This is a genomic window from Nocardioides ganghwensis, from assembly GCF_014779655.1.
Classification (GTDB): domain Bacteria; phylum Actinomycetota; class Actinomycetes; order Propionibacteriales; family Nocardioidaceae; genus Nocardioides; species Nocardioides ganghwensis.
In genome coordinates, this window is the sequence record NZ_JACXYX010000001.1 from 337,345 (window position 1) to 363,664 (window position 26,320).

The 26,320-nt window shown below is 73.2% G+C and carries 20 protein-coding genes; 11 read left to right on the top strand and 9 right to left on the bottom strand.

The features are described from left to right. Nucleotides 1-6 precede the first annotated feature (6 nt). Nucleotides 7-840 (top strand): alpha/beta fold hydrolase, encoded by an 834-nt coding sequence (locus tag IEZ24_RS01610; protein ID WP_129455957.1) that lies wholly within the window; start codon nucleotides 7-9, stop codon nucleotides 838-840. Here IEZ24_RS01610 and IEZ24_RS01615 read toward each other — a convergent pair whose 3' ends face one another. Beyond that, the gene (locus tag IEZ24_RS01615; RefSeq protein ID WP_165356131.1) at nucleotides 841-1,062 is read right to left on the bottom strand and encodes a hypothetical protein; all 222 of its coding nucleotides are present in this window, start codon (nucleotides 1,060-1,062) and stop codon (nucleotides 841-843) included. Between the two features lie 112 nt (nucleotides 1,063-1,174). Here IEZ24_RS01615 and IEZ24_RS01620 point away from each other — a divergent pair, with 112 nt between their 5' ends. Beyond that, entirely contained in the window at nucleotides 1,175-2,038 is an 864-nt protein-coding gene (locus tag IEZ24_RS01620) for a MerR family transcriptional regulator (RefSeq protein ID WP_165356132.1), read from the top strand. A 6-nt stretch (nucleotides 2,039-2,044) separates the two neighbouring features. On the opposite strand, the gene IEZ24_RS01625 is transcribed toward IEZ24_RS01620, so the two are convergent. Beyond that, nucleotides 2,045-3,757, bottom strand: a complete 1,713-nt coding sequence (locus IEZ24_RS01625) for a fumarate hydratase (RefSeq protein ID WP_129455959.1) — start codon at nucleotides 3,755-3,757, stop codon at nucleotides 2,045-2,047. Nucleotides 3,758-3,768: 11 nt separating this feature from the next. Further along, nucleotides 3,769-4,155: a PLD nuclease N-terminal domain-containing protein gene (locus IEZ24_RS01630; protein WP_129455960.1), complete on the bottom strand. Its 387-nt coding sequence runs from the start codon at nucleotides 4,153-4,155 to the stop codon at nucleotides 3,769-3,771. Nucleotides 4,156-4,383: 228 nt separating this feature from the next. On the opposite strand from IEZ24_RS01630, the gene IEZ24_RS01635 reads away from it, so the two are divergent. From IEZ24_RS01635 to IEZ24_RS01650, 4 genes are read left to right on the top strand one after another with little or no spacing between them, the layout of a single operon-like run. Continuing rightward, nucleotides 4,384-5,508 (top strand): ABC transporter substrate-binding protein, encoded by a 1,125-nt coding sequence (locus IEZ24_RS01635; RefSeq protein ID WP_129455961.1) that lies wholly within the window; start codon nucleotides 4,384-4,386, stop codon nucleotides 5,506-5,508. Beyond that, nucleotides 5,400-6,386, top strand: coding sequence for an ABC transporter permease (locus IEZ24_RS01640; protein ID WP_242498545.1), 987 nt, complete (start codon nucleotides 5,400-5,402; stop codon nucleotides 6,384-6,386). Before IEZ24_RS01635 ends, IEZ24_RS01640 begins: the two co-directional genes overlap by 109 nt. Next, the gene (locus tag IEZ24_RS01645; RefSeq protein ID WP_129455962.1) at nucleotides 6,383-7,177 is read left to right on the top strand and encodes an ABC transporter permease; all 795 of its coding nucleotides are present in this window, start codon (nucleotides 6,383-6,385) and stop codon (nucleotides 7,175-7,177) included. The genes IEZ24_RS01640 and IEZ24_RS01645 overlap by 4 nt, the downstream gene beginning before the upstream one ends. After that, nucleotides 7,174-8,223 (top strand): ABC transporter ATP-binding protein, encoded by a 1,050-nt coding sequence (locus tag IEZ24_RS01650; RefSeq protein WP_129455963.1) that lies wholly within the window; start codon nucleotides 7,174-7,176, stop codon nucleotides 8,221-8,223. Before IEZ24_RS01645 ends, IEZ24_RS01650 begins: the two co-directional genes overlap by 4 nt. Nucleotides 8,224-8,432: 209 nt before the next feature. Here IEZ24_RS01650 and IEZ24_RS01655 read toward each other — a convergent pair whose 3' ends face one another. After that, nucleotides 8,433-9,218, bottom strand: coding sequence for an isocitrate lyase/PEP mutase family protein (locus IEZ24_RS01655; RefSeq protein WP_129455964.1), 786 nt, complete (start codon nucleotides 9,216-9,218; stop codon nucleotides 8,433-8,435). A 65-nt stretch (nucleotides 9,219-9,283) separates the two neighbouring features. On the opposite strand from IEZ24_RS01655, the gene IEZ24_RS01660 reads away from it, so the two are divergent. From IEZ24_RS01660 to IEZ24_RS01670, 3 genes are all read left to right on the top strand, one after another. Then, nucleotides 9,284-10,360: a flavin-containing monooxygenase gene (locus tag IEZ24_RS01660; protein WP_129455965.1), complete on the top strand. Its 1,077-nt coding sequence runs from the start codon at nucleotides 9,284-9,286 to the stop codon at nucleotides 10,358-10,360. Between the two features lie 56 nt (nucleotides 10,361-10,416). Next, nucleotides 10,417-12,129 carry a CapA family protein gene (locus IEZ24_RS01665; protein ID WP_129455966.1) on the top strand — a complete coding sequence of 571 codons (1,713 nt, stop codon included), beginning with the start codon at nucleotides 10,417-10,419 and terminating at the stop codon, nucleotides 12,127-12,129. A gap of 155 nt (nucleotides 12,130-12,284) precedes the next feature. Beyond that, nucleotides 12,285-12,563: a hypothetical protein gene (locus IEZ24_RS01670; RefSeq protein WP_129455967.1), complete on the top strand. Its 279-nt coding sequence runs from the start codon at nucleotides 12,285-12,287 to the stop codon at nucleotides 12,561-12,563. A gap of 42 nt (nucleotides 12,564-12,605) precedes the next feature. Here IEZ24_RS01670 and IEZ24_RS01675 read toward each other — a convergent pair whose 3' ends face one another. From IEZ24_RS01675 to IEZ24_RS01685, 3 genes are read right to left on the bottom strand one after another with little or no spacing between them, the layout of a single operon-like run. Next, nucleotides 12,606-15,470, bottom strand: coding sequence for an ATP-binding protein (locus IEZ24_RS01675; protein WP_129455968.1), 2,865 nt, complete (start codon nucleotides 15,468-15,470; stop codon nucleotides 12,606-12,608). Further along, nucleotides 15,467-18,358 (bottom strand): ATP-binding protein, encoded by a 2,892-nt coding sequence (locus IEZ24_RS01680; protein ID WP_129455969.1) that lies wholly within the window; start codon nucleotides 18,356-18,358, stop codon nucleotides 15,467-15,469. Before IEZ24_RS01680 ends, IEZ24_RS01675 begins: the two co-directional genes overlap by 4 nt. After that, nucleotides 18,355-21,246 carry an AAA family ATPase gene (locus IEZ24_RS01685; RefSeq protein ID WP_129455970.1) on the bottom strand — a complete coding sequence of 964 codons (2,892 nt, stop codon included), beginning with the start codon at nucleotides 21,244-21,246 and terminating at the stop codon, nucleotides 18,355-18,357. Before IEZ24_RS01685 ends, IEZ24_RS01680 begins: the two co-directional genes overlap by 4 nt. Nucleotides 21,247-21,432: 186 nt before the next feature. Between IEZ24_RS01685 and IEZ24_RS01690 the strand changes: the two genes are divergently transcribed. Continuing rightward, complete coding sequence (locus tag IEZ24_RS01690; protein ID WP_129455971.1) at nucleotides 21,433-21,711, top strand: hypothetical protein; 279 nt, start codon at nucleotides 21,433-21,435, stop codon at nucleotides 21,709-21,711. 119 nt (nucleotides 21,712-21,830) lie between these two features. After that, complete coding sequence (locus IEZ24_RS01695) at nucleotides 21,831-22,478, top strand: DUF1707 SHOCT-like domain-containing protein (protein WP_129455972.1); 648 nt, start codon at nucleotides 21,831-21,833, stop codon at nucleotides 22,476-22,478. On the opposite strand, the gene IEZ24_RS01700 is transcribed toward IEZ24_RS01695, so the two are convergent. After that, nucleotides 22,472-24,613: an alpha-galactosidase gene (locus IEZ24_RS01700; protein WP_129455973.1), complete on the bottom strand. Its 2,142-nt coding sequence runs from the start codon at nucleotides 24,611-24,613 to the stop codon at nucleotides 22,472-22,474. The genes IEZ24_RS01695 and IEZ24_RS01700 overlap by 7 nt on opposite strands. A 32-nt stretch (nucleotides 24,614-24,645) precedes the next feature. After that, on the bottom strand, nucleotides 24,646-26,244 hold the full coding sequence (locus IEZ24_RS01705; protein WP_242498546.1) for a glycoside hydrolase family 13 protein: 1,599 nt from the start codon (nucleotides 26,242-26,244) through the stop codon (nucleotides 24,646-24,648). Nucleotides 26,245-26,320: the final 76 nt, after the last annotated feature.

Below are 26,320 nucleotides of genomic sequence, written 5' to 3' on the forward strand. Positions count from 1 at the left end.
CCGGCGGTGCACTGGCGGGCGGACGACGGCCGGGACCTCCACGGCTGGCTGGGCGGTGACCCCGACGGGCCCCTGGTCGCGGTCCTGCACGGCTGCCCGGACACCCGGCACGTGGCGATGACCGGCGACGGCGCCGCGCGCGAGGTCGGCGTACGGCTCCTGTGCGTCAACCGTCCCGGCTACGGAGACTCCACGGTGCACGCGAGCTCGCACGGCAGCGTCGCCGACGACCTGGCCGCGGTCGCGACGGTGCTCGGGCACGAGCGGTTCGCCGTGCTCGGCATGTCGGTCGGCGGGGCGTACGCCGTCGCGTGCGCCGCCCGCCACCCCGACCGCGTGGCCGCGCTGGGGCTGGTGGCGACCCAGCCGCCCGGGGCCCGCACCGAGGAGGTGGACCTCCTGGCCGCCGAGCTCTCGGCGGAGTTCCTCGCGTGGCGCGCGGGCGTCGACCCGTTCGACCCCGACGACGAACGGCTCGCGCGACGGTGGCTCACGATGCTCCCCGAGGAGGACGCCGCGCTGGTCGCGGCACGCGGCGCACAGGCGGTGGCGGCCTCGGTCCGCGAGGCCCTCGCCTGCCCGGACGGCTACCTGCGTGACGCGGCGCTGCAGCACCGCCCGTGGCAGCACGGCCCGGCCGAGGTGGCCTGCCCGGTGCGGGCGTGGTTCGGCGAGGACGACGACCGGTCCCCGGCCGACCGCGTCTCCGGGCTCGTGGCGGGCTTCGCCGACCTCGAGGTCACCGTGCGGCCTCGGAGCACCCACCTCGCCACCCTCGTCGCGCACTGGCCCGACGTGCTGGCGACCCTGCGTGACCCGGTGTCCGGGCCGGGCGGCTGATCAGCGGGCGCCGCCGTCGTCGCACCCGGTGCCGTACCACCGGTCGCCGATGATCTGGATGCGGCACGGGCGATCGGTGGACGACGCCTCGGACACGGCGGGCGAGGCGACCAGGACGGACCCGAGGACGGAGGCGGCGATCGCCACCATCCCGGCGGTCCGCAGCCGGCGGTCGGTGCGCACGTCGTCGTTCGTGACCAGTGGCTCGACGGTCGTCGCCATGGTGTCTCCCAGGAGTCGGAATGCGGCTTGTCCACAGTTTGTCCACCGTTGGTGGAAAACGAACACTAGGACTCTGTCCACTGTTTGTCCAAAGATGGGTACCCTTGTGGACGTGTACACCGTCGGACGCACCGCAGAGCTCACCGGAGTGCCGCGCGAGACCCTCCGCAAGTGGGAGCAGCGCTACTCCGTCGTCGCCCCTGCACGCACCGAGGGCAACTACCGCCTCTACGACGACGAAGCCGTCCGCCGCCTCTCGGTGATGCGCGACCTGGTCGACTCCGGCTGGTCGCCCCGCGAGGCCGCCAAGCGGGTGCTCGCGGATCCGGCAGGCGGGGTCAGCGTGCTGCCCGGCGCCGAGTCGCCCCTCTCGAGCCTCGACGAGCTCGCGGCCTGCGGCGAGGACTTCGACGTCGTGCGGCTGGAGAGCCTGCTCGACAAGGCCTTCGCCGAGGCCGACCTCGCAGTCGCGGTGGACGAGTGGCTGATGCCGTCGCTGGTACGGCTCGGCGAGGCGTGGCAGCGCGGCACGGTGAGCGTCGCCGGCGAGCACTTCGTCAGCGCTGCCGTCCTGCGGCGCCTCTCCCAGGCGTTCCACCAGCTCCCGCACCCGGCGGACGGCGCTCCCCGGGTGATGGTCGGCCTGGCCCGCGGGTCGCGGCACGAGCTCGGCGTCATGGCCTTCGCCATGGTGCTGCGCAGTCGCGGTGTCGGCGTGACCTACCTCGGCGCCGACCTCCCCGTGGAGTCGTGGGTCGACACCGTACGCGCGCTGGGCCCGGCCGCGGTCGTGCTCGCGGTGCCGACGGTCGAGGACCTGCCCGCGGTGCGTGAGGCCGTGCAGGCCATCGCCCCGCGGACCCGCGTCCTGCTCGGGGGTGCCCACCAGGGGCGGGTCGAGGGCGCCGAGCAGCTCGGCCACCGCATCGGCGAGGCCGCCGCCGGTCTCGCCGACCGCCTCACGGCCTCGGGCTGACCCCGCCTACTGCGCCGAGCGGACGCGGATGCCCGACAGGGGCACCGTCGTGGTGCCCGCGGGGTCGGTGAAGAAGTCGTTGCCCTTGTCGTCCACGACGATGAACGCCGGGAAGTCCTCGACCTCGATCTTCCAGACCGCCTCCATGCCGAGCTCCTCGTACTCGACGACCTCGACGGACCTGATGCAGTCCTGCGCCAGCCGCGCGGCCGGGCCGCCGATCGAGCCGAGGTAGAACCCGCCGTGCGTGCCGCACGCCTCGGTCACCTGCCGGGAGCGGTTGCCCTTGGCGAGCATGACCATCGAGCCGCCCGCGGCCTGGAACTGCTCGACGTAGGAGTCCATGCGGCCCGCGGTCGTCGGTCCGAACGAGCCGGACGGCATGCCCTCGGGGGTCTTGGCCGGGCCGGCGTAGTAGACCGGGTGGTCCTTGAGGTAGGACGGCATCTCCTCGCCGGCGTCGAGGCGCTCCTTGATCTTGGCGTGCGCGATGTCGCGTGCCACGACGAGCGGGCCGGTGAGCGAGAGCCGGGTCTTGACCGGGTGCTTCGACAGCTCGGCGAGGATGTCGGCCATCGGCTGGTTGAGGTCGATCGGGACGACTGCGCCGCCCTCGATGTCGTGGGCCATCCCGGCGTCGGGCATGTAGTGCGCGGGGTCGGTCTCGAGCTGCTCGAGGAAGACGCCCTCGGGCGTGATCTTGCCGAGCGCCTGCCGGTCGGCCGAGCACGAGACCGCGATCGCGACCGGGCACGAGGCGCCGTGGCGGGGCAGGCGTACGACGCGGACGTCGTGGCAGAAGTACTTGCCGCCGAACTGCGCGCCGATGCCGAAGGACTGCGTGAGCTCGAAGACCTTCTCCTCCAGCTCGACGTCCCGGATGCCGTGCGCGCTCATCGACCCCTCGGTCGGGAGGTCGTCGAGGTAGTGGGCGGAGGCGTACTTCGCGGTCTTGAGAGCGAACTCCGCGCTCGTGCCGCCGATCACCACCGCGAGGTGGTACGGCGGGCACGCGGCGGTGCCGAGCGAGCGGATCTTCTCGTCGAGGAACTCCATCAGCCGCGTCGGGTTGAGGACGGCCTTGGTCTCCTGGAAGAGGAACGACTTGTTCGCCGAGCCGCCACCCTTGGCCATGAAGAGGAACTTGTACTCAGGGCGCTGCTTGCCATCGGGCCCGGCCTTGGCGGGGGTGGAGTAGATCTCGATCTGCGCCGGCAGGTTGGTGCCGGTGTTCTTCTCCTCGAAAATGGTGAGCGGCGCGAGCTGGGAGTAGCGGAGGTTGAGCCGGGTGTAGGCGTCGTAGACGCCGCGGCTGATCGCCTCGCCGTCGTCGGTGCCGGTCAGCACGCCCTCGGACTTCTTGCCCATCACGATGGCGGTGCCGGTGTCCTGGCACATCGGCAGCACGCCGCCGGCGGAGATGTTGACGTTCTTGAGCAGGTCGAGCGCCACGAAGCGGTCGTTGCCCGAGGCCTCGGGGTCGTCGATGATCTTGCGCAGCTGGGCGAGGTGGCCGGGGCGCAGGTAGTGGCTGATGTCGTGCATCGCCTCCTCGGTGAGCCGGCGGATCGCCTCGGGCTCGACCTCGAGGAAGGTGCGTCCGCCGACCTCCGTCGTCGAGACGCCTTCGGTGGTGATCAGCCGGTAGGGCGTCTCCGGTGCGCCGTTGGACCCGGCGGTGGGGAGGAGGTCGGAGTAGTGGAATTCAGCGGCGCTCACGGCTGCTGATGCTACGCCGGGTCGGCTGCCCCGCCGGCGTCGCCCTCGCGCTCGCGACGCTTCTGCTCCGCGGCCCGTCGGCGCTGCTCCTCCGCGCGCTCGCGCACCTTCCTGAGGAACTCCTCGTCCGCCGCGGGGTCCGAGGCCGCGAACCGGCCCGGGCGGTCGTACTCGGGGAACGCGCTCGTGCTGCGCTCGTGCGGACCGGTGCGGCGCGGCGCCCGTACGGGCCGGCCGGCGAGCAGCCAGGCGAGCGAGCCGATCAGGGGGAAGAACAGGATGAGCAGGATCCACCACACCTTGCCGAGGTGGCGGACCTCGTCGTCGCGGCTGCTGATGGCCTGGACGAGGCAGAACACGGCCAGCACCAGTGGCACGAGGAAGAGCACGATGCGCATGAGAGGACCCCCGCAGGTCGGCCCCGGCCCGGGCCCCGGGCGACCGGTTCCACCCGCCGCGGCGGCAGCGTACCGCTCCACGAGGGATGCCGCGGCCGGTTGACGCGAACACCTCGGATTCATCGGTCGGTCGCAATCCGGCCATTCGGGAGTAGCCTCCGATGCGACGGGACCCACGAGGCTCCGCCCGGCACCCGCCGATCTCGGAACAGCACTCATGGAGGTCACGTGAACACTCGCAAGGCACTCATCTCCCTCGCCGCGACGGCGACCCTCCTCTCGGCCGCTGCCTGCGCGGCCCCCGAGCAGGAGTCCGACACCACCACCGAGAGCGGTGTCGACGCCGCGGCCGCCACCTCCGCCGAGGACTTCGGCGGCATGGAGGAGCTCATCGCAGCCGCCCAGGAGGAGGGCGAGCTCAACGTCATCGCGCTGCCCCCGGACTGGGCCAACTACGGCGAGATCATCGAGACCTTCTCGGAGAAGTACGACATCGAGGTCAACTCCGACCAGCCCGATGCCGCTTCGCAGGACGAGATCAACGCCGCCAACGACCTCGCGGGGACCGACCGCGCGCCCGACGTCTTCGACCTGGGCCAGTCCGTCGCCCTGGCCAACACCGACATGTTCGCGCCCTACCAGGTCGAGACCTGGGACGACATCCCCGACGAGTTCAAGGACCCCGAGGGCGCCTGGGTCAACGACTACGGCGGCTACATGGCCATCGGCTACGACTCCTCCGTCGTGCCCGAGGTGACGTCGGTGGCCGACCTGCTCAAGCCGGAGTTCAAGGGCAAGGTCGCGCTCAACGGTGACCCGACCCAGGCCGGCGCGGCCTTCAGCGGCGTGATGATGGCGGCCATCGCCAACGGCGGCTCGGCCGACGACATCGCCCCCGGCGTCGACTTCTTCCGCGAGCTCAAGGCCGCCGGCAACTTCCTCACCGTCGACCCCGACTCCACGACGATCGAGCAGGGCACCACTCCCGTCGTCATCGACTGGGACTACCTCGGTGCCGCCGCGGCCGCCAACGTCGACACGTGGGAGACCGTGGTGCCCGAGGAGGCCGTCGTGGCCGGCTACTACTTCCAGGCGATCAACGCCGACGCGCCGCACCCGGCCGCCGCGCGCCTGTGGCAGGAGTTCCTTTACAGCGACGAGGGCCAGAACCTCTGGCTCAAGGGCGGCGCCCGCCCGGTCCGCGGTGACGCGATGGCCGAGGCCGGCACCATCGACGAGGAGCTGTGGGGCGCCCTGCCGGAGGTCTCCGGCGAGCCGGTCATCCCGACCGACGAGCAGACGGTGACCGCGGGCGAGTACCTCGCCGAGAACTGGTCCAAGGCCATCCGCTGAGCACGACCACTGCGAAGGGGGGCCCGGGCCGACGGTTCGCCGTCGGCCCGGCCCTTCCGCTGCTCCCGTTCCTGCTCTTCGTCCTGGTCTTCCTCGTCGTCCCGACCCTCACGGTCGTCGTCGGCGCCTTCCAGGACGAGGACGGCCGCCCGACGCTGGGCAACCTCGACGCGCTCACCAGCGAGGCCGCGCTCACCGCGCTCGAGGGCTCGCTGGTCCTCTCGGCGTCGACCGCGCTCATCGGTGCCGTGCTCGGCGCCCTGCTGGCCTACCTCATCGTGTCGATGTCGCCGCAGAGCATGGTGCGCCGCGCGACGCTGGCCGTCAGCGGGGTGCTGGCCCAGTTCGGCGGCGTCGTGCTGGCCTTCGCGTGGATCGCGACCATCGGCCCGGTGGGCGTCCTCACCCAGGCGATGTCCGACCTCTTCGGCGCCGACATCTACGGCAGCGGCTGGCTCTTCGGACTGCCCGGCCTGGTCGTCGTCTACTCCTACTTCCAGATCCCGTTGATGGTGATCGTGTTCGCCCCGGCCTTCGACGGGCTGCGGCCGCAGTGGCGCGAGGCCGCGGTCAACCTCGGCGCGAGCACCTGGGACTACTGGCGCCACGTCGCCCTGCCGCTGCTGACGCCGGCCTTCCTCGGCGCCCTGCTGCTGCTGTTCGCCAACGCGTTCGCGGCGTACGCCACCGCAGCCGTGCTGGTCAGCCAGGGGCAGCCGATCGTGCCGCTCATGATCCGCCAGGCCATCACGAGCGAGGTCCTGCTCGGCCAGGCCAACGTCGGCTTCGCGCTCGCGCTGGAGATGATCGTCGTGGTCACCATCGTGATGGTGGGCTACAACGTGCTGCTGCGGCGTACGTCGAGGTGGCTGCGATGAGGCAGTCGACCGGGTTCAAGGTGTTCCGCGCCGTCGGCCTGCTGGTCTTCGCGGCCTACTTCTTCGTGCCGCTGCTGGCGATGTTCGACTTCTCCACCCAGGTCCGGGGGAGCGCCCCCGGGCGCACCTGGGACAACTGGTCGCTGATGGTCACCGACGAGGACCTCCGCTCCTCGATCGTCGCGTCGCTGCTGCTGGCGCTGTTCACCGTGGTCCTGATGGTCGTGCTGCTCGTGCCGACGATGGTGTGGGTGCGGCTGCGCGTGCCGCGGGCCCGCGGGCTGGTCGAGTTCCTCTGCCTGCTGCCGCTCACCATCCCGGCGCTGGTGATCGTGGTCGGCATCAGCAACGTCTACTCATGGGTGACCTACCTGCTCGGTGACAGCGCGCTGGTGCTGACGTTCGCCTACGTCGTGCTGGTGCTGCCCTACTCCTACCGGGCCATCGACGCCGCACTCTCCGCGATCGACGCCTCCACCCTCTCGGAGGCCGCCCGCTCGCTGGGCGCCGGGTGGTTCACCGTGATCGTGCGCATCATCATGCCCAACATCACCGGCGGCATCCTGGGTGCCGCATTCATCGCGGTCGCGCTCGTGCTCGGCGAGTACGTCTTCGCCTCGCTGCTGCACTTCGACACCCTCCCGGTGGCGATGGCGGCGCTCTACAAGAGCAACGGGCCGGCGGCCATGGCGGCCGCCCTCGCCTCGATGATCCTCGTGGCCGTGCTGCTCGTCGGCCTCACCTTCCTCAGCCGGGACCGGCACAGGCACGATCAAGGAGCCTCCTCATGACCGACCTCAGGACCGAGCGCGGGCTCGCCGTCGAGCTGTCCGACCTCACGCGCGTCTACGGGCAGGTTCGCGCGCTGGACGGCTTCACCCTCAGCATCGAGCCGGGGGAGCTCGTCGCCCTCCTCGGTCCGTCCGGCTGCGGCAAGACCACCGCGCTGCGCATCCTGGCCGGCCTCGACACCGCCACCTCCGGGACCGTCTCGGTCGGCGGCAAGGACCTGACCCGGGTCCCGGCCAGCAAGCGCGACATGGGCATGGTGTTCCAGGCCTACAGCCTGTTCCCGCACATGACGGTCATCGACAACGTCGCTTTCGGCCTCAAGATGCGTGGTCGCGACGGCGCCGCGCGGCGTGCGCGGGCCGGCGACATGCTCGACCTCGTCGGTCTCGCCGAGCACGCCGACCGCTACGCCCACCAGCTCTCCGGCGGCCAGCAGCAGCGCGTCGCCCTCGCCCGGGCGCTGGCGATCGAGCCGTCCGTCCTGCTCCTCGACGAACCGCTCTCGGCCCTCGACGCCAAGGTCCGCGTCCAGCTGCGCGACGAGATCCGACGGGTCCAGATCGAGGTAGGCACCACGACGCTGTTCGTCACCCACGACCAGGAGGAGGCCCTCGCCGTCGCCGACCGGGTCGGGGTGATGAACGCCGGCCGGCTCGAGCAGCTCGCCCCGCCGGCCGAGCTCTACTCGGCCCCGGCGAGCCAGTTCGTCGGGGAGTTCGTCGGCCTCAGCAACCGGCTCCCGGCTCAGGTCACGGGCGACACCGCGGCCGTGCTCGGGCGCGACGTGCCGGTGCTGCCCGGGTCGACCACCGGCGCCGGCCGCGCGCTCGTCCGCCCCGAGGCGGTCTCCGTCGTCGCCGACCCCGACGGCCCGGCCACGGTCGCCACCGTGATGTTCCTCGGTCCGCTGTCGCGGGTCACCTGCACGCTGCCCGACGGGACCGACGTCGTCGCCCAGCTCGCCAGCACCGAGGCGCTGCGCCTCCAGCCGGGAGACTCCGTACGCCTCGAGGTCGCGCCCGAGCCGGTGCTGGTCATCGCCTGAGCCGGTCGGAGTTCGGGCTCCTCCCGGGGCCACCTGCGGTAGTCCAGTGGGATGTGGCTGCTGGCGTGTCCTCCGGCGAGCCGGATCTCACTGGACTACCCGGCGGGCGGTCTGCCGGGGGGTAGTCCAGTGGACAGTGGTCGGGTTCTCGGCCGTGAAGCAGCCGTTGCCCACTGGACTACCCCCGCCGGCAGCCGTTGCCCACTGGACTACCCCCGTACGCCCGACCGCCAGGGCGCGACGAGCGCGGCCAGGTCGGGGGCCAGCTCCTTCTGCAGGAGCGGGCCGAAGGTCACGCGGTGGACGCCCATGACCTGCAGGTCCTCCAGCGAGCCTGCGGCCGAGCCCTTGCGCGGGTTGGCGATGACGTTGACCGGTCCGGCGAGCGCGTCGAGGATGCGCTGGAGCGACGCGGCGTCCGGTGCGCCGACGGGATAGCTGCACCGCGACCCGGCCTCCTCGCAGGCCAGCAGCCGGGTGATCGCCTCGGCGACCGGGTCCTCGAACCGGTCCTTCTTGACGAAGGCGTCGGTGCGCGCGTTGATGACCAGGTCGACGCCGGCCGCGTCGGCGGCCTGGCGCAGGCCCCCGATGTAGTCGGCGTGCTCGGCGACCGACCGCATCCGGCCGCCCTCGGAGTGCACGGTGTCCTCGATGTTGAGGCCGACGGCCCCGGTCTCGAGGAGCCGCTCGACCAGCTCGGCGGGGGCGGCGCCGTAGCCGGACTCCATGTCGGCGGTGACCGGCACGCCCGGCACCGCGCCGCAGATGCGGCGTACGCCGTCGAGCGCGTCGTCGAGCGTCATGTCCTCGTTGTCGCCCTGCCCGCGCGAGTCGGCCAGCGGGTGGCTGCCGATGCTGAGCGCCTCGAAGCCGGCCCCGGCGACGACCGTCGCGGACCAGGCGTCCCAGACGTTGGGCAGGACCAGCGTGGTGCCGGTGTGGTGCAGCTCGAGCAGCCGGGTGGCCAGGGCGGGGAGCGAGGAGGTGTCCATGGCGTCGAGGCTGCCACGCCCGCGCCGCCGGGCATAGGCCCGGAGGGACGGGCGTTGCACCCGTCGTGAAGGACGACGACCGGGTTCTCGAGTCACTGGTGATCGGCGCGGGGCAGGCGGGCCTCGCGGCGTCCTACTTCCTCCGCACCCGCGGGGTCGACCACCTCGTCCTCGACGCCAACCCACGGCCCGGGGGTGCCTGGCAGCACCGGTGGGCCTCGCTGAGCATGGACGACGTCCACGGGGTCGCCGACCTCCCCGACTCCACGGCCCCCGACGGATCGCGGCGGGCGGCGAACCTCGTCGTGCCCGACTACTTCGACGGCTACGAGCGCTGGCACCACCTCCCGGTCGTACGGCCCGTGCGGGTGGACCGCGTCGAGTCCGAGGGCGTCCTGCTCGTGGTGCACGCCGCCGACCGCGCGTGGCGCACCCGCACGCTGGTCAACGCGACCGGCACCTGGACACGCCCCTTCGTGCCCTACTACCCCGGCATCGCGTCGTTCGCGGGGGAGCAGGTGCACACCGCGCACTACCCGGGCGCGGAGCACTTCCGCGGCAGGCGGGTGCTGGTCGTCGGCGGCGGCGCCTCCGCGGTCCAGCTCCTCGGCGAGATCGCCCCGCTCGCCGACACGCTGTGGGTCACCCGGCGACCGCCGGTGTGGCGCGACGACGACTTCGACGCCGCCGCCGGCCTCGCAGCCGTGACGGCCGTCGAGGAGCGCGTACGCCGCGGGCTGCCGCCGGAGAGCGTCGTCAGCGTGACGGGGCTCGCGCTGCGCCCGCAGGAGCAGCAGGCCGCGCGACTAGGGGCGTACGACCGGCTGCCGATGTTCGCGCGGATCGAGCCCGACGGCGTGCGCTGGACGGACGGTCGCTTCGAGCGGGTCGACGCGATCCTGTGGGCCACCGGCTTCCGGCCCGCCGTGGACCACCTGGCACCCCTCGGCCTGCGGTCGCCGGAGGGCGGGATCGCCCTCGTGCCCGTCCCGGGCAACGTGCAGGGCGCCACCACCGCGGTGCGTGACCCGCGGGTGCAGCTCGTGGGGTACGGGCCGTCCGCCAGCACCCTCGGTGCCTCCCGCGCGGGGCGCCAGGCCGCACTGGCCGTGTCGCGGCACCTGGCCGCGGCCGCCGCCTGAGGTCGCGTCGGCGAGGTTGGACAAACCTTCAACCACCCCTGGGGCACAATCGAGGAATGGAGGGACGGGGGCGTCACCGCGCAGCAGTGGTGGCCTGCGCGCTCGTCGCCTCCGCCTGCACCTCGGCGCCTGCCGACGCCCCGAGTGACAGGGTCGAGCCGACCGTGCCGTCGGCGACCAGCACCGCCACCACCCAGCCGGTCCGCGAGGGCGAGGTCACCCTGGCGTTCGGCGGTGACGTCCACTTCGAGGGAGGGGTGGCCCGGCTCCTCGAGCGTCCCCGCAACGGCCTGGGTGCGATCGGCCGGACGCTGCGCGCCGCCGACGTCGCGATGGTCAACCTCGAGACGCCGGTGACGCAGCGCGGTCGCCGGGACCCCAAGGAGCTCGAGAACGCCGGCGACCGCTACTGGTTCCGTACGGGCCCGCGCGCCCTCGACGTCCTCGGCGCGGCCGGTGTCGACGTCGTGAGCGTCGCCAACAACCACGCCGGCGACTACGGCGCCGTCGGCCTCGAGGACACCCTCGCCGCCGGTCGGCAGCGGGGCATCGCGATGGTGGGCGCGGGGCGGGGCGACGCGGCGTACGCCCCGCACGTCGTCGAGGTGGGCGACCTCGAGGTCGCGTTCCTCGCCGCCGACGGCGTGCAGCGCGAGGGATCCAGCGACGTCTGGTCGGCCCGCCCGGGCGCCCTCGGCACGGCCTCCGCCCGCGGGAGCAACGCCGCCGGCCTCGTCGCCGCGGTCGAGGCGGCGGCGGCGCAGGACCAGCTCGTCGTGGTCTACCTCCACTGGGGCAAGGAGTACGAGTCGTGCCCCACCCAGTCGCAGCGCCTGCTCGCCCGCGAGCTCGCCGACGCCGGCGCCGACGTGGTGGTGGGCAGCCACTCGCACGTCCTCGGCGGAGCCGGCTGGGCGGGGGACACGCTCGTGGCGTACGGCCTGGGCAACTTCGTCTGGTACCACGACCGGCAGGCCGAGACCGGCGTCCTGTCGGTGACCCTCGACGCCGACGGCGTCGTGGGGAAGTCGTGGACGCCGGCCCGGATCTCACCGGTCGACGGCCGACCGGTGCCGGTGACTGGCGCCGACCGGACGCGCGCCGTGGCGGACTTCCGTGCCCGCCAGCGCTGCACCGGCCTGGCCGCCGAGCGCGGCGACGCGCAGGCGGACGACCCGGCGTACGAGTCGTCGGTCAGCCGGATCGACGCCGCCCTCGCCGAGCGGATGCGCCGCAGCCACCGGCCGGGCTGCCCGGTGCCGCTGCGCGACCTGCGCTACCTGCGGATGACGCACCGCGACTTCGACGGCCGCGCCCGCACCGGCGAGATGGTCGTCCACCGACGCTTCACCGGTGACGTGCGCGAGCTCTTCGGTCGCCTGTACGCCGCGGGCTGGCCGATCGCGCGGATGCGGCTCGTCGACGACTACCGCGCCGACGACGACCTGTCGATGGCCGCCAACAACACCTCGGGGTTCAACTGCCGCCGCGTGGCGGGGCAGACCAGCTGGTCGCAGCACGCCTACGGCGAGTCGATCGACATCAACCCCGTGCAGAACCCCTACGTCCGCGACGGGCGCGTCGACCCCCCTGCCGGTCGGCCGTACGTCGCGATCGACCGGCGCCGCTCCGCGCCCTTCCGGCTCGGCGTGATCAGGAACGAGGACCTGGTGGTGAAGGCCTTCGACCGCATCGGCTGGGCGTGGGGCGGCTACTGGGTGTCGTCGAAGGACTACCAGCACTTCGCGGCCTCTCGGGGCCCGTCCTGACGGACGGTCCTCCCGGCCGGTGCCCGACGACCGGTCCAGACCGTTCCACACGGGCCTGTCAGCGCTTGTCAACGAGCGTCAACCGCCGCTGTGGCGGTCGCACCGTGGTGTCACTCCCGGACCATCAGGGCCCGGCCCACGAAAGGGACACCACCATGAACACCACCATCTTCAGGTCGATCGCTGCCGCCGCCACCTCCGCCGTCGTCTTCTCGGTCGCGGCCTGCGGGGACGAGGTCGCCCCGCCGGCGAACGACGTCAGCCGTGGCAAGGTCGTGCAGGAGCGCAGTGTGCCGGCTCCCCAGCGCACGTCCGTCAACCGCATGGACTTCCGCGACGAGAACGGGAGCGCCAAGCCGCGAGGGCGCAAGCACGAGCCGGCCGGCAGCCGCACCCGCGACCGGATGGACTTCGCGGAGAACCACGGCCGCTGAACGACCGGGCGGTCCCGGCGCCAGGTCGGGCGGGGAGTGCGCTCATCGGGCTTCCTCCCGGGTCACGGTGATGGCCCTGCTGAGAGGGACGTGCTCTCGGGCGTCGGACGCCGCCCGCGTGAGCAGCCGGCCCGCGAGAGTGCCCTGCCCGTCGCGGAGCGCGCACTGAGCCGCTCGCCAGCGGCAGTACGCCACGTCATGGCGGCGCCCGGCATCGGCCCATGCGCCTGCCGCGGCCATCCAGTCGCCGACGGAGTCGAGTCCGTCCAGCCGAGCCAGCTCCACCTTCCACTGCGGTGCGGGGCACAGGTCCGAAGGAGCGTTGTCCGACGTGAACGGGTCGTGGGCAGCTCTCGCTCGCAGGTCGTCGAGCAGCGCGCGCACACGCCGCCGTCCGTCCGGGCCCGCCCTCGTCGCCGCAGCGAGATCCGCGACGGCCCGGGCAGCCAGGACCAGCGCGCGGCCGACCTCTCCCGGAACCGTTTCCTCGATGCTCCCGGCGACGGCGAGGCAGTCCAGTGCCTCGCGCGGCTTCCCGTGCCACAGGAGCGACGACGCCTCCTCCACCGCGAGCAGCGACCGGGGGAACGAGCTGGGACGGACCTCATACAGCTCCCGGACCAGAGACTCCGGGTGCTCGTGGCCGGTCGCGACCCCTATCGCGACGGCCAGCGTTCGCATCGGCCACGACGGCCGCGGCGCGCTCGTCTCCTCCTCCACCAAACGAGCGGCTTCAGCCACGTCGCCGGCGCGAACCCGTGCGAGCGCGACGTTGTAGGCGATGACCGCTCCTTCGACCGCTCCGAGCGCCAACGACGAACGTGCGGCGAGGTACGGGTCCGCGGCTGCCGACACCTCCGCGACCGGCGCGCACAGCAGGAGCAGCGTGTCGGTGTGGTGGTTCCCCACGATCAGCTCCATGACTGGGTCGTCGTCGGTCGACGGCTCGCCGAGCTCCCGTAACGCTGATCGCGCTCCGGCGACGTCACCTCGGCGCGCGGCCCACCAGGCCTCGAACACCGTGACCCACCGCTGCTCGTGCACCAGCCCGAGATCGCTCAGCACGCTCTTCGCCTCTGCGAGGTCTGCAGCGGCCTCTGGCGCACGCCCTTGCCGGTGTCTCAGGTTGGCCCGGTGCCCGAGCGCCCGGGCCAGCCCGCGAGAAGGTGAGCCGCGTCGGTAGAGCTCGATGGCCCGCTCGAAGAGCTCGAGCTCGGCTTGCGGTCTGCCGCCGGTGTCCAGGTGGATCCCGGCTCGATGGAGCATCTCGGCACGCTCCCCGTCGGACCACCCCCCGGACGCATCGAGCGCCCGTCGGCAGACATGGTCCAGCTCGGTGTCCCGGCCTGCCCGCGACAACGCATCCACCAGCCCGAGCCAGGCCTCGGCCTCGCTGAATCCCGGTTCGGTGACGCCGTCCGACGAGAGGTCGAGCACGCGCCTCCAGTGCGTGGACGCCTCGTCGCCGGCATGGCGTGCGGCGGCAGCCCGCGCCGCTGCGAGCACCCAGGTGAACTCCTCGTGGTGGCAGGAAGCAGCCCTCCAGTGGCCGGCGACCTCGGCCGCAGGCGCCACTGCCACCGCCGCGAGGGCGTCGGCGAGATGACGGTGGACCTCCCGCGCCTCGCCGGGCACCAGCCGCGCGCGAGCGGCACTGGCGATCAACGGGTGTCGCAGCGCGACGTCGTGCGACCCCGTCGACAGCAGGCGGCGGGCGAGCAGGACACGCAGAGCCGCCGTGAGGGCGCCCTGGTCGAGCTCCGTCGCCCGCGCCGCGACGTCGGGCGGGAGGGGGCGGTCCGCCACCCCCAGCGTCCGCACCACGCGCCACGCCTCCTCCGGCAGCTCGTCGAGCCGGGCCTCGAGCAGCTCCGCGACCCGTGCGGACAGCTGGTCGTCGCCGTGCGCGACGAGCTGTTCGGTGAAGAACGGATTGCCGAGGGTCTGCGCGTGCACTGCCGCAGCGCGCTCTTCCGGGGCGCCGAGGATCTCCAGCTGCTCGCGCACCCCCTCCACGTCCAGAGGCTCGAGACGCACCTCCGGGACCGTGAGTCCCCGGCGGAGACGAACGACCCGGTCGGGAGCGTCGGCGACGACGAGCGGACCCTCGGTCCTCATCGTCGCCACCACGGATGGGCGCGTAGGCCTGCCGACGAGGTGCTCGATCAGGTCGAGCGTGCTCTGGTCGGACCAGTGCAGGTCCTCGAAGCACACGGCGAGCGGTCGGACCGCGTCGAGTGCTCTCAGGATCGCTCCGACGGCGTAGAAGAGTCGACGGACGCCGTCGGGTAGAGGCTCGCGCGGCTCCACGGGGCCGAGATGGGGGAGCAGCTGCGGCAGCGACGCGGCGACATAGGGCGGGCACCTGGCCAGCGACTCGTCGAGCCATCCGCCACCGTCACCGAGGCAGGTGCTCAGGGCATCCGCGACGGGCATGAACGGCACCTCGGTGGACAGCGGCAGGCACTGCCCCACGGCGACGAAGGTGCCGGCCCGCTCGGCGGCGGCGCGTACGAGGGTCGTCTTGCCGATGCCGGCCTCACCGGTGACCAGCAAGAGGCCGGTGCCGGTCTCGAGGTGGCGGCGTACGGTCTCGAGCTCGGCGTGACGGCCTGCGATGCGGGTCGCTGGAGGACGTGTGCCATCGGCGGGGGTGGAGGCGGCGAGCCACAGGTCGTGGAACCGGGTCGTGTCACCGCCCATGGCCTCGACGAGGAGCTCGAGGGTGCCCCAGGCCGGGAGTGCGGGCTGGGAGAAGGTCTTGGAGACGGTGGTGTGGGAGACGCCGGTCTCGCGGGCGAGGGTGCGCAGGCTGGGCCAGCCGGCGCGGTGGTGTAGGTCGTGCAGGGCGTCGTTGAGCACCCGGATCGGCCCCGGGGCCAGGTCGGGGCGGGGAAGTGCGCTCATCGGGTGTCTGCCCCGGTCGCCGTGATGGCCCTGCTGAGAGGGACGTGCTCTCGGGCGTCGGACGCCGCCCGCGTGAGCAGCCGGCCCGCGAGAGAGCCCTGCCCGTCGCGGAGCGCGCACTGAGCCGCTCGCCAGCGGCAGTACGCCGCGTCGTGCGGGGAGTTGACCCGGTCGTGGGCGGCGGCGGCCACCGTCCAGAGGTCGGTCGTGTCCTGCGTGAGGAGCCGGGCGCGTTCCGCGTTCCACGTGGCAGCCCAGGCGTCCCTGCAGACCGGCATCGGCCCGGGTGCCAGCGGGTCGACCGCGGCACGACGTCGCAGGTCGAGCAGCTCCGCCGACAAGGTGCCGGGAGTGGGACCGCCCTGCGTGGCGAGGTCCGCGGCAGCGCGGGCGGCGGTGACGTACGACTCGCCGAAGTCGCCGATGCCGGGATCGGCGAGGGCGAGTTCGAGCGCGTCGCGGATGGCGGGCCACGCCAGGTCGGCGCGGCCCTGCCAGAGCTGTGCCGTCGCGCGGGCCCGGCAGATCGTGAGGTTGTTGGTGCGGCGGAGGTCCGGCATGTGCTCCAGCGTTGCGAGCGCCTCGTCCGGCGCATCCTGTGCGATCTGCACGAACGCCCTGACCACGCGCAGCGGCCACTCGTCGTAGGCGTCGGACGAGCGGACGGCGGCGAGCTCCTGTGCGGCCCGGCTGATCTCGCCGCTGTTGAGGAGCGCTTCCGCCACGTTCGCCCGGACGATGGTGAGGAGGTGGAACTCCAGGCCGAACTCGGCGGCGACGTCGAAGGCGCGTCGAGTGGCTGCGATCACCTCGGCCGCAGGGCGTCGGTGGAGCAACAGTGCATCGCTGACGCACATGGACATGTAGGCCTCGCGGTGTGGTTCCGCCGGTGCCGGGTGGCGCTCGCGGGCGAGCGCGAGCTGCCGCAGCGCAGCGGACAGGTCGCCCTGGTGCGCCAGCTGCCACAGGAGCGTGGCGGACGAGCCGTAGTACAGGCCGTGGTCGCCGAGGTCGGTGGCGATCTCGAGCGCCTGCCTGACGGTGGCCACCGCCTCCTCGTGAGCGCCGCCCCTGCTCAGCTCGTTGGCACGCAGGTCCAACGTGTGGACGAGGCACTCGCTGGGTGGCAACGCACGGAGGAGCTCCATGGCGCGGTCCGTGAGCGCGAGGCACGCATCGCCGTCGTCGGCGGCGATCGCCTCCATCAGTGCGGCGCGGCGGAGGATCTCCGCCTCCGTCAGCGGGTCGACCTGACCGACCCGCTTGAGTGCGGTTCGGGCGAGGGCGAGGGCGTCCTCCAGGCGGTTGCACAGCTGCAGTGCGTCGATCGCACCGATCACCGCTTCGGCCCGGTCGAACGCCGGCGCCAGGTCAGGCGACTCCTCGTCGATCTCGAGAGCACGGAGCCAGTGCTCCGACTCCTCCTTCGGTGCCGTGCGGAGGTGGGCCAGCCGTGCCGCTTCGGCGCGTGCTCCGAGCTCCGCGCCGGGCTCGCCCGCCTGGCGCCAGTGGGCCGCGATCTCGGCTGCGTGCTCCCGACGAGTGGGTTGCGCGTCCAGCGCTGCGGCAAGGGCGGCGTGGACCGCTCTCGCCTCGCCCGCGACCAACCGTCGTCGCGCCGCCTCGGCCAGCAGGGGATGGCTCAGCGCGACGCGGTCCTGCGCGTCCTGCGTCACGAGCTCGCGCGCGGTGAGCTCCTTGAGCCCGACCAGCAGCGCCGCGGGTGGGACGCGAGCGGCCTCCCCCAGGACGCCGGCGGGAAGGTCGCGATCGGACGTGCCCAGCACGGCGGCGAGTCGACCGGCCACGTCTCCCAGGTCGCCGAGGCGTCGGTCGAGCACCTCCGCCAGGAATCGCGGCATCGCCTCGCTCGTCGCGAGACCCGCAGCCAGGTGGGCGGTGAAGAGCGGGTTTCCGCACGAACGCCCGTGGATCCGGGCAGCGAGCTCGGGGGTCGCCGAGGCGCCGACGAGCAGCCGCAGCTGCTCGGCCGTCTCGTTCGGCGACAGCGGCGGAAGGTCGTCGCTGGGACCGACGAGGCGTTGCACGCGACCCAGCCAGTCCACGTGAACGGCCGACACGGTCGGGTCGTGCGTGCGCCAGGATCCCACCAGCGAGACGTTCGCCCCGCTCGCCACCAGGTGTTCCACGAGGTCGAGGGTGGTGGTGTCGGCCCAGTGCAGGTCCTCCATCACGAAGCCGAGGGGCCGACGGTCGTTCAGCCGGGCGATGAGGCGTGCCACGGCAGCGAAGAGGTGCTGCTGGCTGGTGTCCATGCCCGGGTCGCCCGCATCCAGCTCCGGCAGGAGACGCTGCAGTGCGCGGGGGACGAAGGCGGGACACTCCCTCAAGGCGTCGGCGAACCAGGAGCCGTCGGCGTCGAGGATGGTCCGCAACGCGTCGGCCACCGGCATGAGGGGAGCCTCCGTGGACATCGGGAGGCAGTGCCCCAGCGTGACGAACGCACCGGCCTGCTCGACTGCGGCCCGTATCAGGGTGGTCTTGCCGATGCCGGCCTCTCCGGTGACGAGGAGGAGGCCGGTGCCGGTCTCGAGGTGGCGGCGTACGGCTGCGAGCTCGGTGATGCGGCCGGTGATGCGGGTCGCGGACGGGGTGGCGGCGCCGTCGATGGGGGTGGAGGCGGTGAGCCACAGGTCGTGGAAGTGGGTCGTGTCGCCGCCCATCGCCTCGACGATGAGCTCGAGGGTGCCCCACGAGGGCAGGGTCGGGGAGGAGAGGGTCTTGGAGACGGTGGTGTGGGAGACGCCCGTCTCGCGGGCGAGGGTGCGCAGGCTGGGCCAGCCGGCGCGGTGGTGGAGGTCGTGCAGCGCCGTGACGAGGTCGCGGTGCGGCCCCGGGGGCAGGTCGGGCCGGGGGAGGGCGCTCATCGGCGGCCCGCTGCGGTCTCGGCGATCGCTCGGGAGAGCGGGACGTGCTCGCGGGCGTCGGCTGCCGCGCGCCTGACGAGCCGCGCGGCGAGGGTGCCCTGGCCGGTGCGAAGGGCGACCTGGGCGGCTCGCCACCGGCAGTAGGCCGCGTCGTGCGGACGAGCGAGGTCGTCCCAGGTGCCGATCGCCTCGAGCCACGCGTCGACCCGGTCCTCGTCCCGCAGGCGTCCGAGCTCTGCTGACCACTGGTGCGCCGCGGCCCTGTCCGCGAGGACGGCGGACGGCTCGAAGGGGTCGTGGTGCAGGCCTGCGCGGAGCTCCAGGAGTGACGTCGTCGTCGCCTGCCTGGCCCGGGCTGGGCCCCGCACGGTCATGTCCGCGGCTGCGCGCGCGGCCAGCACGAGCAGGTCGCCCACGGTCCCCGGGGAGATCTCGTCGTGGCGGCGCCCTCCCAGGATGCTTCCGAACATCCGCCACCCGGTCGCGGGGTCGCCCATCCACACCTCGTAGGTCAGCCGGGCCTCGGCGACGAAGGGGTCGATGACCTCGTGCAGACCCGACTCCACGCGCGACAGCCGGCGGCGCGCTGTCTCCTGGTGGCCACACAGCACCTCGAGCAGGGCACGCTCGATGTGCGGGAGTGGGAAGGAGCCCGGCTCCTCGTCGGCGGTGTGGTCGGACATGACCTCCAGGGCTCGACGTACGCGGCCGGCCCGACGCCATCCCTGGCTGACGTTGCACCTGAGGACGTGCACGTGGCCCGAGCCCACCTTCCAGCGCGCGGCGAGCTCCAGCGCGGGGCGCGCGGCCGCCTCGACGGCGTCAGGGGACCCGCAGGTCATGAGGAGGATGTCGGTGTGGCGGACGGCCACGGCCAGGTCGCGCTTCAGGTTGTCCCCATAGGCGAAGGCGCCGACGACGGCCTCGATGGCCTCGACTGCGCGCTCGTCCCCGGAAGCGGCCGTCTGCCAGGCGTGCTGGGCGCGGACCGACCGCTCGAGGGCCTGGTCGCCCACCTGCGCAGCCACCTGGGCCGCCTCGTCGAGGGCGGCCGCCGCCTCGTCGCGCCGCCCGTGCCACTCCAGTTCTGTGCCTCGCCAGTTCAACGCCGCGGCCAGCCCCGCCGACAACGGCAGGCTGCGGTAGAGCTCGATGGCCTGATCGACGAGCCGCAGACCGTGGTCACCGGTGTGGAACTGCGATGAGTGGAACCTGGCCAGCAGGGTGAGCAGCTCGGCGCGCTCGGACACGTCGTACAGGTCCGACATCGCCAGCTCCTCCTCCAGCACCGGCGCGGCCTCTGCCGGGCGACCGGCCAGGTCGAGCTGGTTGGCGATGCCGGCCACCACCTCGTGGCGCCGCACCGGCTCGTCCCCGACCTCGCGCGACTCCCGGGGCCACAGCGCCCACGCGCGCAGCCAGTGCTCCGCCGCCTGGGCAGACGCGTACCGCTCCGCCGCTGCCCGGGCAGCGCGGACCCGCCACACGAGTTCCTCGGACGCGTGCCCGGCCCCCTGCCAGTGGCGAGCGACCTCAGCAGGTTCCGCGTCCGCGGCTGCCGCCAGCACAACCGCCAGGGATCGGTGCAGCGCCGCCGTCTCACCGGGAAGCAGGCGGCGACGTGCTGCCTCGGCGAGCAACGGGTGCCGCAGGTGCACCATGCCGTCGGTGACTCCGAGAAGCTGGAGGTCGCGCAGCTCACGCAGGGTGTGGGAGAGCTCGTGGGGATCGGTCGCAAGGGCGCGGGCGAGCGCGGCCTCCGCGAGCGGGCGGTCCGCCACCCCCAGGAGCGCCGCCACCTGCCACGCCCGCCCGTCCAGACGGCGCACCCGTCCGTCGAGGAGCTCGCGGAGGTAGGTGGGCTGACCTGCATCCGCGTGGGCGAGCTGCTCGGTGAACAACGGCTGACCGTGGCTGCGGGCGTGGATTGCGGCGGCCGCCTGGCGGGACGTGCCCAGGCGCAGGAGGGCGAGCTGCTCGGCGGTCTCGTCGCTCGTCAACGGCCCCAGCTGGAGGGCCGTGGCGTCTCGGCGGATGCGTGTGCACCAGTCGCGCCGATCCGGGGGCACGTCGGGGTCATCGGTCCGCCACGTGCTCAGGATGCGTGTCCGGGTGCCGCGGCACAGGTGCTCGACCAGGTCGAGGGTGAGGTCGTCGGCCCAGTGGAGGTCTTCGAGGACCAAGGCGAACGCCCCACGGACGGTGAGGGCCTCGAGGAGCTCTGCGACCGCCGAGAAGAGACGCTGGCGCAGCCAGCGGTCGTCGGGGTCCTGCACCGCGTCAGTCACGGACAGCTCCGGCAGCAGGGTGGCCAGGGCCGTGGTCACGTACCCAGGGCACCCCTCGAGAACGCCGGCCAAGAACCCTCCGCCATCCACGCGTGCGACGTGGCGGAGCGCCTCGGTGAACGGCATCAGGGGGATCTCGGTCGACAGCGGCAGGCAGCGCCCGGTGGCGAGTGACACTGACGGTCGTACGGAGTCGCACCCCGCGTCGACAAGGGTGGTCTTGCCCATCCCTGCCTCTCCCGTCACGAGCAGCAGGCCGGTGCCGGTCTCGAGGTGACGTCGTACGGCGGCGAGCTCGGCCCTGCGGCCGGCGATCCGTGCCGGCGGCGGGGCGGCCCGGTCGCCGGAGGTCGAGGCGGCGAGCCACAGCTCGCGGAACGCTGCGGCATCACCGTCCATCGCCTCGACGAGCAGCTCGAGGGTGCCCCACGAGGGGAGCGCGGGTTGGGAGAAGGCCTTGGAGACGGTGGTGTGGGAGACGCCGGTCTCCTTGGCGAGGGCGCGCAGCGAGGGCCAGCCAGCGCGGTGGTGGAGGTCGTGCAGGGCGTCGTTGAGCACCCGGATCGGTCCCGACAGGGCTGGTCGCGGCAGTGCGCTCATGGGGTTCCTCCGTCGACCCACGTACAGGTCGAGGATCCTCTCGGGTCGACGGGGCGGGCAACCCCGTTTGTGGGGGTGCTTGTCAACCTTCGTCAACCCTCGTCAACCGGGCTCCTGGCGGGCCGACTCTCGAGGTCCAGAGGAAGACACACCGGACCATCCGTCCGGCCACCAGAGGAGACCGCCATGAGCACCAGCACCACCACCTCGTTCCGCCGCACCGCTGCGTTCGCGGCCGCCACGAGCTTCGCCGCCATCGCCACGACCTTCGCTGCCCAGCCGGCGCAGGCCGCCGAGCCCGACTCCGAGCGTCCCTGCTTCATCGCCCAGCCGCGGTGGAACGAGGCCCTCGACGGTCCGGCCCCGACCTGCCCGAGGCCGACCTGGCAGCCGGCCACCGAGGAGGAGCGCCCCGCGAACGCGTGGACGGAGCCGAGGACCGGCTTCGACGACTTCATGCCGTGACACCCGGACTCCCCTGGGAGGCCCGGCAGCGGCGTCCGCGGACGTACGTCGCTGCCGGGCCTGTGGGCCCTGACGCTCGTCATGGTCGAGGGGTCGGCCCGATCGCTAGGCTGGCCCCCATGGGGGAGATCGAGAACCGCCAGCCCGACCCGTCGCAGATGCGCATCTCCGACGCCGACCGGCAGCGCGTCGCCGACGTGCTGCGCGACGCGGCGGGGGAGGGGCGCATCGACCTCGACGAGCTCGAGGAGCGGCTCGAGCTGACCTGGCAGGCCAAGACCTACGGCGAGCTCGTCCCGATCACGCTCGACCTCCAGGCCCCCGGCCTTGTGCCGCACCCGGCCGCGGCACCGGTGCGGCGTACACCGTCGTCGGTGCCAGCGGTCGGCCACAACTCGTCGGTCGCGATCATGAGCGAGTGCAAGCGGCAGGGGGTGTGGGCGGTGCCCGCGCACCACAGCGCGTTCGCGTTGATGGGCGGGGTGGTCATCGACCTCCGCCAGGCCCAGCTCTCAGCCCACGAGACGCTGATCAACGCCAGCGCGGTCATGGGCGAGGTCAAGGTCATCGTGCCGGCCGACATGCACGTCGTCATGGACGGCACCCCGATCATGGGCGAGTACACCCAGGCCAAGGACAAGGTCGCTGCCGACATCGGCCCGGGCTCGCCCGTCGTACGCATCCGCGGGATGGCGCTGATGGGTTCCGTCACGGTGCAGCGCCAGCCGGCGCCGGGCACGCCGAAGAAGTACCTCGGGACCTACTGACCGTCGACCCTCGCCCGCCGCAGGTGCACCAGGGTGACCGTCTCGGGTCGCCGGCGCGGGATCCAGCAGCCGCGGGTGCCCAGCACCGCGCCCCGCACCGCGACGCCGTCGGTGGGACCGGTCTCCGGCAGTGCGACGGACCGGCTCACCGCGCGGTGGTCGACGGGACCGGCCCAGGCCAGGTCGTACGCCGCGTCGGCGACGAGGCCGGGCACGCGCACCACCGTGCCCCGGTTGCTCGCCGACTCGTCGAGCTGGACGTGCGCGAGCAGCGCCTCGCTGCCGTCGGCGGCCACCACGCCGTGGAGCAGCACCGCCGGGTCGGCCGTCTCCGGGCGCACCACGCGTCCGGAGTGCAGCAGCGGACGGAAGCGCTTGTGGAGCGCGACCCAGCCGGCCAGCGCGTCGAGCTCGTCCTCGGTGGCGGTGCTGAGGTCCCACTCGATCCCGAAGGCACCGAACAGGGCGGTCGCCGCGCGGAAGTCGAGGGTGAAGCGACGACCCGACTGGTGGGCGACGGGTGCGCTGACGTGCGCACCGAGGTACTCCGGGGCCACGAGCTGGGTCGTCCAGCGCTGGATGTGCTGGCGGGCCAGGGCGTCGGTCATGTCGGAGGTCCACACCCGCTGGGTGCGCTCCAGGACGCCGAGGTCGATGCGACCGCCGCCGGACGCGCAGGACTCCCAGTCGATGCCGGGGTGCAGCTCGCGCAGCGAGTCGAGCAGCCGGTAGAAGGCGAGGGTCTGCGCGCGCACGGCCGAGGCGCCGCCCCGCGGGCCCGAGCCGGCTTCGAGGAGCTCGCGGTTGTGGTCCCACTTGACGTAGTCGACCGGCGCCGACGACAGCACCGCGTGCACCCGGTCGTGCACGTGCTGCCACACCTCCTCGCGCGACAGGTCGAGCACCAGCTGGTGGCGGTGCAGCTGCGGCACCCGCGACCCGGTCGAGAGGATCCAGTCGGGGTGCGCGCGGTAGAGCTCGGAGTCGGGGTTGACCATCTCCGGCTCGAACCACAGCCCGAACTGCATCCCGAGCCCCCGTACGTGGTCGGCGATCGGCGTCAGCCCCTCGGGCCAGACGTCGGGGTCGACCCACCAGTCGCCGAGGCCCGCCGTGTCATCGCGTCGGCCGTGGAACCAGCCGTCGTCGAGCACGAACCGCTCGACCCCGACCCGTGCCGCCCGGTCGGCGATCTCGTGCAGGCGCGACAGGTCGTGGTCGAACCACACGGCCTCCCACACGTTGAGCACCACCGGTTGGTGGGCCGGGTGCGCGGGCAGGGAGCGCTCGTAGGCGTGGAACGCTCCGGCCAGGCCGTCGAGCCCCTCGTCGGAGGCCCCGAAGACGACCCAGGGAGACGTGTACGCCTCGCCCTGCGCGAGCACCACCTCGCCCGGCTGGAGCAGCTCGCCGCCCCCGAGGGTGGTGCCGAGGTCGGGTGAGCGCTCGACCCGGAAGCAGCTGTTGCCGCTCCACGCGACGTGGACACCGAGCACGGTGCCGGTGCGGGTGCCGAACCCGCGCGAGCCGAGCACGGCCACGGTCGCACCGCCGAGGCCGGGCCGGCCCTCGCGGCCCTCGCGCAGCCACAGCCCGTCCGTGACCTCGTGGCGCTGCGGGGTGCGCTCGCCCTCGTGGCGCCCGGTGAAGTCGAGCAGCTCGACGAGGTCGTCGGGCGCCGGGAGCACCACCTCCAGGCCGGTCAGCACGTAGCTGCCCGGGCCCGTGCTGCGGATCGTGTGCCGCCCACGCAGGAGCCCGCCCGGCAGCGTCTCGAGCTCGGTGGTGAGGCCGAGCCCGGCGGCGTCGTCCGTGGCCGTCACGACCAGTCGTTCGTCGGCCGCCTCGACGTCCTCGAGGACGAAGCGCGTGGACCACGCCGCGTCGGAGCCCGGAGCGCCCGTACGGTGCCCGCGCAGGTGCGGGCGGGTGAAGAGCTCGTGGGCGTGCTCGCCGAGCAGCGGGACCCCGGGGCCGCGGAAGGTGGACGGGTAGCCGCTCCGGCCGACCTCGTCGGGCGCGGCGACGCCGGCCCAGAGGATCCGGGGGAGCATGTCGCCCCGGGCGTCGGGTCGCAGGTCGAGCTCGACGGTGAGCCGCGGTGCTCCGCTGGGGCCGGGTGGGGGGAAGAGCATGGAGGTGCCGCTCCTGTCGGGCGAGGGATCGTTCACGGGTGCACGACCCACACGGCGGTGTCGGGCTCGACGACCTGCCCGTCGCCGGCCGGGCTGGAGAGGACGACCCCCTCGGGCAGGCGTACGGCGGAGTCGCCGAGGTTGGCGAGGCACTCGAAGCGCTCGCCCCGGCGGAAGTGCAGGACGCCCTCGGGCGCGGGCAGCCAGTGCAGGTCGGGGCCTCGCAGGTCGCGGATCTCCCTCCGCAGCCGCAGCGCCGTGCGGTAGAGCTGGAGCATGGAGCCGGGGTCGCGCTGCTGCGCCTCGACGGTCAGGTCGGCCCAGTGCGCCGGCTGCGGCAGCCAGGGATCGACGGTGCCGGAGGAGAAGCCGAAGGGTGGACGCTCCCCGCTCCAGGGCAACGGCACGCGGCAGCCGTCACGACCGCGGTGGCGGCCGCCGGAGCGGACGAAGACCGGGTCCTGCAGCAACGCCTCGGGGATGTCCTCGACCTCCTCCAGCCCGAGCTCCTCGCCCTGGTAGAGGTAGGCACCACCGGGGAGCGCGAGGGTGAGGAGGACGGCGGCCCGTGCGCGGCGGCGGCCCAGGTCGAGGTCGCCCTCGCCGAAGCGGGTGAGGTGCCGGGTCTCGTCGTGGCTCGACATCGCCCAGGTGGCGGGTGCGCCGATCGGTTGCAGTGCGGCGAGCGTACGGTCGACGACCGAGCGCAGGTGCGCGGCGTCCCACGGCGCGTGCACCCAGTCGAAGTTGAACGCCGTCTGGACCTCGTCGGGGCCGAGGTAGCGCGCGAGCCGCTCGGGACCCCTGACGACCGCCTCGGCCACCAGCACCTGATCGCCGGGGTGTGCGTCCACCAGACGGCGCCAGCGGCGGAAGATGTCGTGGACCGCGTCGACGTCCCAGTGCGGGTTGCCCTCCCAGCGTCCGGTGTCGAAACGAGTGGGGTCGGGGTAGTCGGCATCGGGGTAGTCCGGGTGCTTCGCCATCGCCGGTGCGGCGTCGAGGCGGAAGCCGTCGACCCCGCGGTCGAGCCAGAACCGCAGCACGTCGTCGAAGGCGTCGCGGACCTGCTCGTCCTCCCAGTCGAGGTCGGGCTGCTCGGGGGCGAAGAGGTGGAGGTACCACTGCTGCGGGGTGCGGCCGTCCTCGACCGGCGACCAGGCCGAGCCGCCGAAGGCGCTGATCCAGTTGTTGGGCGGCTCCGCGCCGCCGGGTCCGGTGCCGTCGCGGAAGTGGTAGCGCCCCCGCTCGGGCGACCCGGGCGCGGCGGCGAGCGCGGCCCGGAACCACTCGTGCTCGGACGAGGTGTGGTTGGCGACGAGGTCGACGACGACCCGCAGGCCGAGCCGGTGGGCCTCGGCGATCATCGCGTCGGCGTCCTCGAGCGTGCCGAAGCGAGGGTCGATGTCGCAGTAGTCGCTGACGTCGTAGCCGCCGTCCGCCATGGGGGAGGGGTACCAGGGCGCGATCCACACGGCGTCGACGCCGAGGTCCGCGAGGTGGGGGAGTCGGGCGGTGATGCCGGCGATGTCGCCTTCCCCGTCGCCGTCGGCATCGGCGAAGCTGCGGGGATAGATCTCGTAGATGACCGCACGGCGCCACCACGGCTCGCGGTCGGGAGCCTCGGTCACGAGGATCCTTCCAGTCGTCGGGTCATGGCGTGGTGCAGCGGTGGGTGGCCCGGGATCCCCCGGGCCACCCACCGCG